Genomic DNA, 14,240 nt, shown 5'->3' with positions numbered 1-14,240 from the left:
ATATCTTAATTTATATATTTCTTCTTATAATTATATGTAACTGGAAAAAGTTATTTATTTTAGTAATATTAAATCCATGATTATTATTTAAGGATATTATAAAATTAGTATATTGGTTAAAGAATATTTTGCAAAATGAAATTCTTGTTTTAAGTTTGTTTAATAAGTGAGCAATTGGAGATAATTGCTTTAAAAGTAGGTATTTATGCAGCTGATTTCATATTTAAACAATTGTTTAAAAAATGATAAATTAGTGAGGTGGCCAGATAACTGCATGCCATTAACGGTTTATATTGCTCCTTTTAGATGGTATAAGTCGCAGAATGAAGGATATCTATATAAGCAAATGGTTATTGATGCTTTGGATATATGGCATAAGGCATCCAGAAATAAGATTTCTTTTAAGATAGTAAATAATTTAAATGATTCTCAAATAAATTTAGACTGGAAAAGAGTTGAAAGATCATCATTGGGGCATTGTTACTTTAATTATGATGCTAAAGGAAGATTATTCTCTGCTGAAGTAAGCATCGGTCTTTCTGACGGGGTTATTCATTCACAGTATCAGGATAAAAATGAGGTTTATCATACTATACTGCACGAAATAGGTCATGCGGTTGGTTTAGATCATAGCCCGTATCCAAATGATATTATGTATGTTCCTCATCAATATGGTGTTATTTCTTTATCTGAGGGAGATAAAAAGACATTAAACTGGCTGTATAATTTCCCTTATGGAGCTACTAGTCAGGAAATTTTATCACAATATAGAGTAACAAATGATCATACATTGGATCATCTTATTTATAAGCTTGAAAACAAAGATAAGCAAGTCACTGAGAATGCTTTTAATAAAGCTTTAAATTCAGTTTCAAAAGAAGAAGCAAAAAGCCTGCATGAAGAACAGCAAATTCTTGCTGATATTGGGAAATATAACCTGTCTTTGCAAAATATCAAAGTATCATCAGACTTGCAGGAATATATAAAGAAATCCCTTATCCAGAAAGATTTAGATAAAAAGAATTAGAAATTACATTAATAAAATTTAAATTTTTATTTAAAAATAGCAATTAAAAGTTATTAGCTAACTTATAAAGTTACTAATAACTTTTAATTATTATACATTTGGAGGCTATAATGGTGAATAACATTAGATTTTCAGGCTCAAATTTAGAAAAGATACCTAATATTTCTAATTATAAACCTGCTTTTAAAGGGGATTTTACTAGCGAGTACGGGCATGATCGTCTAGCTTTAAGTACTGCTGAAAAAGATAAAATGATTCAGAGATATAATAAGCTATTAAATACATTTTCAACTACTATTCAAAATGCTATCAGGGATACTTCTCCTGAAAAATTACAAAAGCTAACAGAATCAGTATCTGAAAATGTTATAAATGATGTTTCAGAAAGATTCTCACCTGAACGAAATAAAGAAATAATTAACTCACTAGCAACTGGATCTACAAATAGAATATTAAAAGAGATTCCACGTGAGGATTTAGAACGAGTAATTATGGCTACAATACGAGGAGGCGTTGACTCAATTCCAGATAAAGAATTAGGTAGCATTACAAAAGTTCTTCTTAAAGGTGTTTTGGACGATACAAAAAAGGAGTTAACTACTCAGGAGTTAGAAGGCCTAATAAGTTCAATAAGATATGGTGGTCAAAAAGGTGTACAAAAAGCAATTTTGAAAGATCCAGGAATATTACCCAGTATGATTGGTAGCCTATTTAAAGGTATTTTGGGATCAATTTTAGGCACAAATAATACTTAAGATCTTATATATGAAGAGAGATCCGAGATTACTACAGTAATCTCGGATCTCTCTTTGTTAGGATATTTATGAGTTGGATTTCACACCAAGAATTGCATTTAAGTCGTTTTCAACAGTTGTAGTTGGCATAATATTGAAATTTTCTACCAATACATTCAACACGTTTGGTGTTATAAAAGCTGGTAAGGTTGGACCAAGACGAATATTTTTAATACCGAGATGTAATAAAGTTAAAAGTATTACTACAGCTTTTTGCTCGTACCACGATAAAATCATTGATAATGGTAAGCTGTTTACATCAGTATCAAATGCTTTAGCTAACGTAACTGCAATTTGAATAGCAGAATAAGCATCATTACACTGGCCAATGTCTAATAAACGAGGAATTCCACCAATATCACCAAATTCAAGTTTATTAAATCTATATTTACCACAAGCTAATGTGAGGATTACTGCATCTTTTGGGACAGCTTGAGCTAAGTCTGTATAGTAATTACGTCCACTTTTAGCTCCGTCACATCCTCCAATTAAGAAAAAGTGCTTAATATCTCCATTTTTAACAGCTTCAACAACTTTATCTGCTACACCCAAAACTGCATTATGACCAAATCCAACCATAATTTTTTTGTCTGGACCATCTTCTTTAAATCCTTCTGAATTCAGAGCAGCTTCAATTATAGGGGCAAAATTGCTGTCAGAAATGTGAGTTACTCCTGGCCATGCCACAAGACCACTGGTAAAGATCCTGCCTCTATAAGTTTCTCTTGGTTTTTGAATACAGTTTGTTGTCATAAGAATTGCACCTGGAAATTCATCAAATTCTTTTTGCTGATCTTGCCAAGCACCACCATAGTTTCCTACGAGGTGTTTGTATTTTTTTAGTTCAGGATAAGCATTTGCAGGTAGCATTTCTCCATGGGTATAAATATTTACTCCCAAACCTTCTGTTTGTCTTAATAGTTCAGCTAAATCTCTTAAATCATGCCCTGATATTAGAATAGCTTTTCCTTTAATGGGTTCAGTTCTTACAGCGGTTGGTTCAGGATGCCCATAAGTTCCTGTATTGGCAGCATCAAGTAATCCCATTATCTTAAGGTTAACTTCGCCGCATTTTAGGTTCATTGCCACTAATTCATCTAAGGTAGGGTCTTCTTGTGTTAGGAAATTTAAAGCTTCATGGAAGAATCCATATACTTCATCATCTTCACGTCCAAGAATCATTGCATGGTCTGCGTAAGCTGCAGCTCCTTTAAGCCCATAAGTAAGAATTTCCTGAAGGCTGATTACATCTTCACCAAGTTTCTCCAACCTTTTTTTAATAGTTGTTTCTTGTCCTTGTTGAATAAGTCCATTTAAATCTTCAACTGGTGTCCATTTTGCTGGGCCTATAAGTATCTCTGGAATATTAGCTGACTCTTCATAAAGTTTTTTCGCTCTATTTTTTAATTCTCCTAGTTTTAGAATTATTTTTTGTAGACGAGCAGGGTCAAAATTTACATTGGTAACAGTCGTAAATAAGCCTTCAACTGTTGCAACATCAATGTCATGGTCTTTTATACCAATTTCTCTTAATCGATGTGCATACATAGCTAATCCTTTAAGGGCATAGATTGTGAGATCTTGTAGTGATGCTGTTACTGGATCCTTGCCACAAATTCCTTGTATAGAGCAAGCTTTTCCCTGAGCAGTTTGTTCGCATTGATAGCAAAACATGTTCATAATTCTTTTCTCCTTTTCTTGCATACTAAATAATTTTTTTAAAAAATTCACAAAAAATATCTCCTATACCAATTGATACAGATTATTCAACAGGCTAATTAATTTTGATATTGCTTTTTTTAGATTTTATTTAGAAAAAAGATTTCTGAGTTCAGATAACTTTTTTTGTTCCATGTAATCTTTTACTTGCTTATTTATCTTGTCTAATAAACCGCCAAATATAATGCAGTTATCTCCACCACCGCAGATAGGTTCATTTAGTAAACAATCAGACATTTCCAATGTGCCTTCTATTGCTTCATAGATTTCAAGTAGTGTAATATTTTCACTACTTTTAGCTAAACTAAAGCCGCCTTTAGGTCCACGAATGGACTCAACTAATCCGACTTTTACTAGCCTTTGAAGAACTTTTGCCAAGTGATTTTCTGAAATAGTAAAAGTCGATGCAATTTCTTTTGTAGAAACCAATCTATTAGTACTGATTGATAGAAAATACATTGTATGCAGTGCTAAGGTGGCTGCTTCTGATATTTTGATAACGCCTTGCATATTTATAAATTCCTCATTATGTTGTATTAATATTGTTTACTGGATTCTGGTACCAGTATACCAGAATATAGATAAAAGTCAATTAACTTGCTCGATAAGTGTAAAATATTGTTTATAACTCAAGTTGCTACATACATAAATTTATGCTTTAAGATTGTCACGCAAATATGATTATTCCTTAAGGTCAAGATTTATGGCTCGCAATGACGTTCACAATTATTTAAGTAGCAACTCGAGTTGTTTATACTAAATAATTTCTCCTGAAATTGAGATTGTATAGTCTTTAATAACTATGGTTTTTTGCGCAAGTTCAAGCGCTTTTTTGATAATTATTTCAATTCCTGAGCAACAAGGTACTTCCATATGTACAATTGTGACTGACTGAATGTCTTGATTTTTGAATATGTCAGCAAGTTTTTCTACATATTGATCTATAGTTTTATCTAATTTGGGGCAGAACATTATAAGAACTTTGTCTTTTAAGAAACGCTGATGAAAGTTTGCATACGCAAACGGTGTACAATCAGCTGCAATTACTAGATTTGCATTTTTTAGGTATGGAGCATTTGAATTTAATAATTGCAGTTGGATTGGCCAATTATTTAGTTCTGAAGATAGTTTAACGTTAGATATTTCGTGATCAGTTTTTCTTTCTATGGTTTTTGTCATTGTACCAGGGCATCCACATGCCAATTTGGGTTGCTTTTCTTCGTATTCAGGAATATCCATATCTTTCTCCTTTAAGAAATTTATTGCTTGATTTAAAAACTCTACTTGATTATGGTCTTTGAGGTGTTTTAAATGTGCTTTTATTACGTTTGGTCCACCTTGTATTACATTTTCCATAACTTTATATTCATCATATTCTTCAGCTTCTCTTTCTTCTACAGTCATAGCTCCAAACGGGCATTCTTTTATGCAAGCACCGAGACCGTCACAGAAAAGATCGCTTACTAATCTTGCTTTACCATCTATAATTTGCAGAGCGCCTTCGGGGCAGCCTGGAATACAATGCCCGCAGCCTGTGCATTTTTCTTCATCAACCTTTATAATACTTCTTTTCATAATTAATTCTCCTTACTTATCAGTCTTTCAATTGAATTCCATTGATCTTTAGCCTGTTGAGTTATGTCAAATTCGAAATTATTCAATCTCCATCTGGTTACAAGTAGACGAAGTGTTCCCACAATTATTGGAGCTATATGTTCTTTTGGAATATCAGACCTGATTTCATTGTTTTTTTGAGCTTCTTCAATTATTTTGTGAATAATAACGTGATGAGTTTTCATAATAGAGGTTACTTTTTCACTCAATCTTTTATCGTTTTGAAAAATTTCTTCTGAAAATATGACTTTAGCTAATTCCGGCCTTTCTGCAAATTCCTGGCATCTTTCGATGAATATTGCTTTAAGTTTTTTTATATTAGATAGTTTTGATTCATATATTCTGTTAAAACCTAAGTTTGTACTATCCTGAAAATAGTCTAAGATTCCTAACAGAATATCAAGCTTGCTTTTATAGTGTCTATAAATAGCTGGCTCTGATATGCCAAGTTTTTCAGACAAGTGTTTTATAGTTAGATTTTGAATACCCGATTCTGCTATTAATTTTATCGATACGTTAATTATTTCATTTTGTCTTTTTGTTAAGTTTTGCATATATTTTTTTCCAAGTTAGTTAGTGCTCACTAACTAGTATAACAAACTTGAAAATTTTGTCAATCTCATAAAATTTGTTTAAATTTCCTAATTTAACTTCATTTTTACAGAAGAATTAATCCTCAGACCTCTTATATCAGGATTATTAATAAGTAGATTAGTTATTTTAGTTATAAGTCTAATGAAATTTATCAATATTTAGTAAGAAAATTAATGTGTTTATTTATTAATAAGTTTGAGGACATGAATAAACTTGTAATTTTATATATATCTTTTGCTATTTTAGTTTTGATTACAGGTATTATTACCTTTACTATTCCTGCTAATTTATTTGAGATTTTTTCGTTTAATATTTTTTTCCATAGAGTTTTTGAAGCAATAATAGCTTTATTGGCTTTTTTTGTTTTTTTGAGTGGTAATCAAATATATTCGAGAACTCCTGATAGAAGAATTGCAGTTATTAGCGGTGGGTTTTTAGCGGGAAGCATACTTAAAGTTTTTCATATTTTATCTTCATTTGAATTTCCATATGATGTTTTAACAGCTGAAAATTTTGCTGCTAATCCTGAAATCATTTATCTTTTGATTGGCGATTTGATCTTTGCAATTGCAATATTTATGTCTACATTTTATTCAAGAGATACTTCAGGAAAACCCGATCCACTTTTTAGAAGAAAAGTTTATACAGGCTTTCTTGTATTTGCGCTCTTAATTATATTACTGGACATTATATTAAGACCCATTCTGCTTATTTTAGTGCAGGAATATACGTATAAATTTATACTTATTGATGCTTCTTTAGAGACAGCTATTAGGGCACTTTACCTCTTATCAGCGTTTATATATGCAGATATAAGATTAACTTCTAAAAGTACTATTGCTTCAACATTCATTGTTGCTTTATTTGTACTTGGCTTGACGACATTATATGGTATTTATGGGCATGCTGCACAATTAATAGGTTTTTTGCTTCTTGTAATTGGAATCAAAGAAATTCCTTTAGAGTCTGCTTATATTAGCTTTAGGCAGAGATTCTCAGCATATTTATCTTTATTTTTGATCGTATCTTATTTATTTTTTGTTACTTTAACGTCTGTAGTGTTTAATATTAGGTTCCCTGCTTTTGCACCGTATATTTTTATAGAGTTTTTTATAATTGCAATTATTGTTCAATATATCTTGTCTAATAGGTTTATAGATCCAATTAATAACCTTATTCAGGGAGTAGAAGAATTTAAGCTTGGTGAAGAACCTGAAAAGATTCCTGTAAGTACGCAAGATGAAATTGGAATGTTGACTGCAAGAATCAATGATATTATTGAGCTAAATTGGGAATATACACAGGAATTACTGTCAAAACAGGAGCAGGATAGGATTCGTTTATCTATAGTTAACAAGTTAAGAAGTGCTTTAAGTGCTGATGAAGTATTAAATGGTGTAGTTAACATAATTGGGGACACATTTAAGCCTGAAGAAGTAATCATATTAAATCTTGATAATAAAACAGGTGATTTATATCCAACTCAATATGAATATAGAAGTGGACCTGATATCCCGTCACTAACTAAGTATGACTTTTCAAGACAGCAAGGATTAGAGCAAATCTACAGTAATATTGAAAAAAAAGAATTAATAGCAGTTTCTGACTTTGAACAAGAGAATATTGATGAATATACGACGAGTTTCTTTAAGAAAATGGAGATAAAATCATTTTTAATATTACCAATGAGCTATAAAAATGAGATTTTAAGCTGCCTAATGCTTTGTTATTTTAGTAAATCTCATTATTGGTCGAAAAGTACGATTAACTTAATAAAGTCTCTTGAATCTCAGATTTCAACTGTCATTTATCAAGCAAGACTTTATACTTCTACAAATGATATTGCAAAAAGAGAGTATACACTAAGAAGAATTATTAATCTCGTATTAACCTCACTTGATATTAACGATGTTTTTGAGGTAGTAACAAGAGAAGTAGGTTTGCTGCTTAACCTGGATAACTGTGTACTAAGATTATATAATCCACAGACAGGAAAACTTGAGCCCGGGCAGCGTGAATATAGAGCTGATATTACTATTCCATCTACTTTAAAGGTTCAATATCCTGAAGAGGTAAATCAGCTTATAAAACATGTTCTTTTTGAGGAAATGAGACCAATAATCATTGATGATGTTGATGCATCAAATCTTGGTGCGGAATCTAAAGAATTTGCAAGAAACTATGAACTTAAGTCAGCAATAGCATTACCTATTTTGCATAATGAAGAGCCTCTTGCAGTATTACTTGCTGTGCAGACTAAATATAAAAGAAAGTGGACTGAAGAGGATGTTAATACTTTGATTCCTATAGTGGATCAAATTGCTATTGCTATATATCAATCTCAATTATTTACTTCAACAAAAATGCTTGCCCAGAGAGAGCAACTTCTACGGGAAATTATGGTTACATCTATAAGATCATTAAGTACAAAAGAAGCAATAAAATCGATAGTTACACAAACTGGCGAATTATTTAAGGCTGATAGGTGCTTCTTTATTGGATATAATGCTAAAACACAAGAGTATTTACCAGTAGAAAGTTATGGATCTTATATTTCGTCTTTAATATTTAAAGACGTAGGTGGTTTACATGTTACTAGAGAACAAATGAGCCTTTTTACAAAAATTGTAATTGATCAACAACGTGTTTTAGCTGTAAATGACTCCAGAACTCTTGAAGTACCTGATGAGACAAAATATATAATAGAAAAATATGCAGTAAAATCTTTTATAGTTGCACCTATGTTCTATAGAGATATTCCTTTAGGACTACTCATTGTTGATTATGTTAACAGTTACAAACAGTTTAATCAGAATGATATTGATCTTATGTCAGCTGTAGCAAATCAGTCATCTATAGTTGTTTATCAAGCTCAGTTATATGACCAAATTCAGGAAACTAGTGATAGAGAAAGATTATTAAGAACTATAATTAATGAGGTATTAACAAGCACTAGCCTAAAGGAAGCCGTTCAAAGTATTACTTTCGAAGTAGGAATTTTATTTGATGTAGATAGGGTTGCCATTAGATTTTATGATGAAACATTTAGAGTTTTTTCTGAGGTTGTTGGGGAATATAAAAGGGATGAGAGTGTACCATCAGCAATAGGAATGGGGTCTTACCCAAAAGAAGTAGATGAATATTTGGCAACAGAGCTTTTTGATAAGAAAAATACTCTAATAGTTAATGATATTAATGATCCTAAATATCCTGAGCCATTAAGAGAAGAGTATAAGAGGCTTGGAGTCATATCCACTATAGCTGTACCCGTTTTTTATCAGAATAATTCAATTGCCGTATTAGTTATAACTAATACAACCCCTAAAAAAGCCTGGGAAAAAGAGGATATTGATATTTTAAATCCAATAGTTCAGCAAATTTCTATAGGTATAAATTTATTCAGATTAAATGAGAGGCTAAAAAAATCACTTGATAATGAAAGAATAGTACGAGAAATGATAATTGAGGTTAGGAAGCTTGAGACTCATGATCAAATATATGATTATTTATTAACTAAATTAGCACCAACATTTAACGTTGATAGAAGCCTGCACTTACATGAGGATGACAAGGCTAATTTATATATTCAAAATGAGTATATAGCTGATAAAGAGCGTTATAAATCATTATATAAGCAAACTCTTTTATGTGCAGAGTGTATTAATGAAATCAGACCTGTTCCGGAACAGGCCATACCTATAAATAATGTGGATGAGGAAATTCGGGATATCGAATTTAGAGAATATTTAAAGTCAAATGAAATCCAGGCATTATTGTTATATCCGACTTCAAGAAGAGTATTTGAGGCTGAACATGAAGAAATTACCGGAATTACACTAATTACCTCTTCCAGCCCTAGAAAGTGGACATCAGATGAAGTCGATCTATTTAAATTAATGATTGATGCTGCATCTATTGTCTTTTTTGAAGCTTCTCAACGACAGGAACTCGATGAAACCAGGAGAACATTTATTGCAACTTTGACTCACGACTTGAAAAGTCCTATTATTGCAGAGCAAAAGGCAATTGAGTTTATGACCTCAAGAGATCCAGTTTCACCGCTAAAAGATTATATAGAATATCTGGAAGATATTTATAACACTAATGAAGAACTGCTAAGGATAGTGAATAATATGCTTTCTGTATATCAATATGAGTCAGGAATGATTGTGTTGAATATTCAACCTGGTAATGTAAAAAATGTAATTGAAGAAGCTATAAGATCTTTAAAATACCTCGCAAGGGCCGAAGAATCAAATATCATTGTAGATATTGAGCCTGATTTACCTCTGGTTATGATGGATAGAACTGAAATTAACAGGGTTTTAGTCAATCTTATAAGCAATGCAATTAAGCATAATAAAAAAGGAACACAAATAACTATAGCAGCTAAGAAAATAAATAATGAAGTTCAAGTTTCAGTAAAAGACAATGGGCGTGGTGTTTCTGAGGTTGAGAAACCTAAAATATTTCAAAGATATCCGACAACTAAAAGAGAAGTTGGAACAGGCCTTGGTCTGTATTTATCCAAGCAAATTGTTGAATTACATAATGGTAGAATATGGTTTGAATCCGAAATAAATAAAGGTACAACCTTTTACTTTACCTTACCTGTTGCTTAAATATTTTGAGCAAAAAATAAACCAATACATTTCTGTATTGGTATTAGTGTAGTATTAAAATTATTTGCTACATTAATAATAATTAATTTTTATGTTTCTTACATCTGCTTTTAAGGTATTAATTTGGTTATTATTAAGTTAAAACGTTAAATTTTATAATCATATTATTTAGCCTAAATATGCTATTATTATTTGTTGAATAATAAATTTCCAGAATTAATCTTAAAAATAAAACTCCTGAATTCAGGAGTTTTATTTTTATTTAACGAAGTTATTAAGATTTCTTACTCATTATCATTTTCTGCTGCTTCTCTTATCGCCATACCACCTGCTAATGTTTTACTTTTAGGAAGTAGTTTGGATATTGCTGAAAGTATTCCATTTTCCATTCCATTGTTTGTAGGATCAGCTATTTTAGGTGTAGCATCACCTGTTGTTCCTGATGCAACGGACATTTGTCCAATATCTCTTGTTACTATTGTTTTCAGAGTATTTGGATCTTCTAATGCTTTAAACAGTGAAGCAACAGCATTTTTTATATTTGTAGGTTTAATACATTCAATTGTAGAACCTACTAAGCCTTTCCCTTCTACATTAAGTCCTGCATTTTTTGCAATAGGTTTGGCTACATACGCTGAAGCTAGAGTGATACCAGTGCCTTCTCCTATGGTGTAAAATGCTTTTTCTTTTTGTGCCGGGTCTTTCTCTTTAATTACATCACGCAACCCTGTAGCTGTTCTTATTGCGCCAATACCAAGTCCAGTAGCTACTAACAATCCACCTACTTTGGGAATTTTTTTCAGTAAGTAATTGCCAATTGCTATTGCACCTGCACCTTTTAAGAAGTTTTCAGGACTAGAAAACATTGATGTTATTGGTGAAATAACACCTTTTCCAAAATTTGTTGCAGCTTCAGTTAGATCAAGTTTTCTAACTGGCTTTGATTCTTCTTTTTTAGCTTTATTATCTTGTGATGATGCTTCAACTTCATTTTCATCTTGAGAATTTGTTATATTTAGAGTGTCTTCAGATTCGTCTTCACCTTTAAAATTAATTGGCGGATTAAAACGTACATTGCCCTGATCTTTAGGCAAAATTGCTTGTGGTGTTCCTATTTTTTGTAGGGTAGTCATTTAACACTCTCCTTATTTAAACTTTGATCTGATGATTAAAAACTTATAAAGCCAAAAAGTTGTTATTTTTTACTTGAATTGTTACAAAATATTAATAAATTTTGTTATATATAGGAATTTTTAAATAACAGAGTTTATTTTTTTCAGGTCGATTATAATATAAAAATGTGAATAGTGTAAGAAAAAGTTTTTTAGTGCTTAATATGTTTAAAAAAGGTGATTTATTCGAGATTAATATTGAAACCCTTGCTTATGGCGGGGAGGGAATAGGTAGGCTGAATGGCATAACAGTTTTTGTTCCTGATTCTGTTCCTGGTGATTATCTTAAAATTGAGATTGTCTCTGTAAAGAAGAATTATGCTCGAGGAATAATTCAGGAAATTATCAAGCCTTCTGAGTATCGTATAAGTCCTGTATGCTCTTTGGCTAAAGTTTGTGGTGGATGCCAGTGGTTACATATAGACTATAAGGAGCAATTAAGAGCTAAGAAAAAGATTGTTGAAGAAAGTCTGAAAAAAATTGCGAATATCGATATTCCTGTTCATGATGTTATTTCAAGTGACTGTAATCTCGAATATCGTTGTAAAATTCAGTTTCCAGTTCAGCAAACTAAAGTTTCAAAGAGAATTTTAGCTGGATATTATAAAAAAGGCACTCATGAAATAGTAAATATTAAATTTTGCCCTATACAACCTGAAATCATCAATCAAATTACACAGTTTACAAGGGAAAAAGCTCAAGAATTAAATCTAACTGCATATAATGAGAAAACCGGGAAAGGCTTAATCAGGCATTTGGTGTATAGATATAGCCAATCCCATAAGAATTTGCTATTGATAGTAGTGATAAATTCTCTTGATATACCTGATAAACTAAAACAGCTTTGCAAAAGTGTACAGGATAATTTTAAAGAAATTGCCGGAGTGCTGGTTAATTTTAATACATCTGGAACAAATATCATTATGTCTTACAAAACAGAGCTTGCTTGTGGCAGGGATTATATAGAAGAAAATCTTGAAGGGAAAAAATTTAAGATCTCAGCGGGTAGCTTTTTTCAGGTAAATCCAGCTGCTGCGGTTAAGATATTTAATGAAGTTCATAAAATTATAAAGAAAAGGGTAGAAAATCCAACAATACTTGATGTATATGCGGGAGTTGGTACTTTTTCCATATGGCTAAAAGATTTGGCTGCAAAAATCACTGCAATTGAAGAAAATTCAAATGCAGTCAGCGATGTCAGGGAAAATATTAAGTTAAATAAGTCAGAAAATGATGCTGATATAGATATTCTTGAAGGTAACGCAGACCGTGTCTTGCAGGATTTAATAGAGCAAACTAGTAATTTTGATGTAACTATACTGGATCCTCCAAGAAAAGGCTGCTCTGATGTTGCTATTGATGCTGTAGCAAGATTAACCAATAAGTTTATTATATATGTAAGTTGTAATCCAACCACCTTAGCTAGGGATATCAAACTATTAATGAAAAGCGGTTTTATTCCCGAGTATGCCCAACCGATTGATATGTTTTGTCATACTTACCATATAGAATCAATTGTTGTATTAAAACGAGAATAAAGCTTGGTGATAATATCAACCAACTTAAGTTAACGCTTGGTGTCTTTATAGCTGATAAACTTAGCTTAAAGTTATTAATTAACGTTGGAGTCCCACTTAAAGCTTTATTTAGAATTTTATAATTTTATCTTTCATTAGTCTGAAATGAGAGATTTATGTTGCTTAGATTTGGGGGCTTTTGTATTGACTAATGTTTAAACTGGTTTCAGGTAAAAAAGAAATTAATCTGGATAAAATTAAAATTAAATATGATAAAGACATATCGTCAGAACTCATTCAGGATTTATATATATCTATAGGTTGGCAGTACAGGGACATTCAGGATATAAAAAATTCTTTAAACAATAGTGTATTAGTTGTTACTGCTTGGGATGAAGAAACGTTAATCGGAATTGCGAGGGCAACTGGCGATGGTGTTTTTAATGTTACAATATGGGATGTTGCAGTTAAACCCATATACCAGAAGCAAGGTGTTGGAAAGTTAATTCTAAAATCCATGCTGACTAAACTTGACGATTGTGATATATCTTTAATTACTTTATATGCTGAGTGGGCAAAAAAAGATTTTTATAGTAAATTGGGTTTTGAAACTAATTTTAATAAAGTAGTTGGAATGTATAGATATAAAAATGGAAGATTTAGAGATAAAGAAAAACAGGAGGAATGAATGAAAGTTTTACTTACAAAGGACGTACAATCTCTGGGTGAGTCAGGAGATATAGTAGATGTAGCAGATGGTTATGCTAGAAATTACCTTTTACCAAAAAAATTAGCAGAAGCTGCAACTGAGGGCGCTCTAAAAAATAGAGAGCAAAACATAGCTAGAATTAAAGCTAAAGCTGAAAAACTTCACCAAGAAGCTTTAGAGCAAGCTGAAAAAATTAAAGCTCTTGGTCAAATTGATATTCATGCTAAAGCTGGTGAGAATGGTAAATTATTTGGTGCAATAACTACACGCAGATTGGCTGATGAAATCAAGGAAAAATCAGGAATAGAAGTTGATAGAAGAAATATTTCATTAAATAATCCAATAAACCATGTTGGTGAATACAAAATGGTTGTGAAATTAACTTCTAAAGTATCAGTAAACATATCTGTTGTTGTTGCTGCTTCAGAAATTATTAGAGAAGAAGCTTAATAACATTTAGGCTTAATAATAA

The 14,240-nt window shown here is 31.4% G+C and carries 11 protein-coding genes; 6 read left to right on the top strand and 5 right to left on the bottom strand.

All coding sequences use genetic code 11. The features are described 5' to 3' along the window. Positions 1–205: 205 nt before the first annotated feature. Together A2255_01820 and A2255_01815 are read left to right on the top strand one after the other, a co-directional pair. Positions 206–1,027, top strand: coding sequence for a hypothetical protein (locus A2255_01820; protein OGI18621.1), 822 nt, complete (start codon positions 206–208; stop codon positions 1,025–1,027). A 110-nt stretch (positions 1,028–1,137) separates the two neighbouring features. Then, entirely contained in the window at positions 1,138–1,782 is a 645-nt protein-coding gene (locus A2255_01815) for a hypothetical protein (GenBank protein OGI18620.1), read from the top strand. Positions 1,783–1,848: 66 nt separating this feature from the next. Here A2255_01815 and A2255_01810 read toward each other — a convergent pair whose 3' ends face one another. From A2255_01810 to A2255_01795, 4 genes are all read right to left on the bottom strand, one after another. After that, positions 1,849–3,495: a hydroxylamine reductase gene (locus A2255_01810; protein OGI18623.1), complete on the bottom strand. Its 1,647-nt coding sequence runs from the start codon at positions 3,493–3,495 to the stop codon at positions 1,849–1,851. Positions 3,496–3,627: 132 nt separating this feature from the next. Further along, the gene (locus A2255_01805) at positions 3,628–4,050 is read right to left on the bottom strand and encodes a hypothetical protein (protein OGI18619.1); all 423 of its coding nucleotides are present in this window, start codon (positions 4,048–4,050) and stop codon (positions 3,628–3,630) included. Positions 4,051–4,296: 246 nt separating this feature from the next. Beyond that, the gene (locus A2255_01800; GenBank protein OGI18618.1) at positions 4,297–5,115 is read right to left on the bottom strand and encodes a 4Fe-4S ferredoxin; all 819 of its coding nucleotides are present in this window, start codon (positions 5,113–5,115) and stop codon (positions 4,297–4,299) included. A 2-nt stretch (positions 5,116–5,117) separates the two neighbouring features. After that, positions 5,118–5,708 carry a hypothetical protein gene (locus A2255_01795; GenBank protein OGI18617.1) on the bottom strand — a complete coding sequence of 197 codons (591 nt, stop codon included), beginning with the start codon at positions 5,706–5,708 and terminating at the stop codon, positions 5,118–5,120. 213 nt (positions 5,709–5,921) lie between these two features. Between A2255_01795 and A2255_01790 the strand changes: the two genes are divergently transcribed. Then, positions 5,922–10,370 (top strand): hypothetical protein, encoded by a 4,449-nt coding sequence (locus A2255_01790; protein ID OGI18616.1) that lies wholly within the window; start codon positions 5,922–5,924, stop codon positions 10,368–10,370. A gap of 284 nt (positions 10,371–10,654) precedes the next feature. Here the strand turns inward: A2255_01790 and A2255_01785 are convergent, their stop codons facing one another. Next, a complete protein-coding gene (locus A2255_01785) occupies positions 10,655–11,503 on the bottom strand; it encodes a hypothetical protein (GenBank protein OGI18615.1) in 849 nt (282 codons plus the stop codon). 203 nt (positions 11,504–11,706) lie between these two features. Here A2255_01785 and A2255_01780 point away from each other — a divergent pair, with 203 nt between their 5' ends. The 3 genes from A2255_01780 to A2255_01770 all read left to right on the top strand — a co-directional run bounded on the left by A2255_01780 (position 11,707) and on the right by A2255_01770 (position 14,218). Continuing rightward, a complete protein-coding gene (locus A2255_01780) occupies positions 11,707–13,080 on the top strand; it encodes a 23S rRNA (uracil-5-)-methyltransferase RumA (protein OGI18614.1) in 1,374 nt (457 codons plus the stop codon). 190 nt (positions 13,081–13,270) lie between these two features. Next, complete coding sequence (locus A2255_01775) at positions 13,271–13,747, top strand: hypothetical protein (GenBank protein ID OGI18613.1); 477 nt, start codon at positions 13,271–13,273, stop codon at positions 13,745–13,747. Further along, positions 13,748–14,218, top strand: coding sequence for a 50S ribosomal protein L9 (locus tag A2255_01770; GenBank protein OGI18612.1), 471 nt, complete (start codon positions 13,748–13,750; stop codon positions 14,216–14,218). Positions 14,219–14,240 lie beyond the last annotated feature (22 nt).

This window comes from Candidatus Melainabacteria bacterium RIFOXYA2_FULL_32_9 (assembly GCA_001784615.1).
Taxonomy (GTDB): domain Bacteria; phylum Cyanobacteriota; class Vampirovibrionia; order Gastranaerophilales; family UBA9579; genus UBA9579.
This window is presented reverse-complemented; position numbering and strand designations above follow the sequence as displayed.

Excerpts from the sequence above, each read along its gene's own strand:
- A2255_01820 (OGI18621.1), top strand. The coding sequence starts at position 206 with ATGCAGCTGATTTCATATTTAAACAATTGTTTAAAAAATGATAAATTA.
- A2255_01815 (OGI18620.1), top strand. The coding sequence starts at position 1,138 with ATGGTGAATAACATTAGATTTTCAGGCTCAAATTTAGAAAAGATACCT.
- A2255_01810 (OGI18623.1), bottom strand. The coding sequence starts at position 3,495 with ATGTTTTGCTATCAATGCGAACAAACTGCTCAGGGAAAAGCTTGCTCT.
- A2255_01805 (OGI18619.1), bottom strand. The coding sequence starts at position 4,050 with ATGCAAGGCGTTATCAAAATATCAGAAGCAGCCACCTTAGCACTGCAT.
- A2255_01800 (OGI18618.1), bottom strand. The coding sequence starts at position 5,115 with ATGAAAAGAAGTATTATAAAGGTTGATGAAGAAAAATGCACAGGCTGC.
- A2255_01795 (OGI18617.1), bottom strand. The coding sequence starts at position 5,708 with ATGCAAAACTTAACAAAAAGACAAAATGAAATAATTAACGTATCGATA.
- A2255_01790 (OGI18616.1), top strand. The coding sequence starts at position 5,922 with ATGTGTTTATTTATTAATAAGTTTGAGGACATGAATAAACTTGTAATT.
- A2255_01785 (OGI18615.1), bottom strand. The coding sequence starts at position 11,503 with ATGACTACCCTACAAAAAATAGGAACACCACAAGCAATTTTGCCTAAA.
- A2255_01780 (OGI18614.1), top strand. The coding sequence starts at position 11,707 with ATGTTTAAAAAAGGTGATTTATTCGAGATTAATATTGAAACCCTTGCT.
- A2255_01775 (OGI18613.1), top strand. The coding sequence starts at position 13,271 with ATGTTTAAACTGGTTTCAGGTAAAAAAGAAATTAATCTGGATAAAATT.
- A2255_01770 (OGI18612.1), top strand. The coding sequence starts at position 13,748 with ATGAAAGTTTTACTTACAAAGGACGTACAATCTCTGGGTGAGTCAGGA.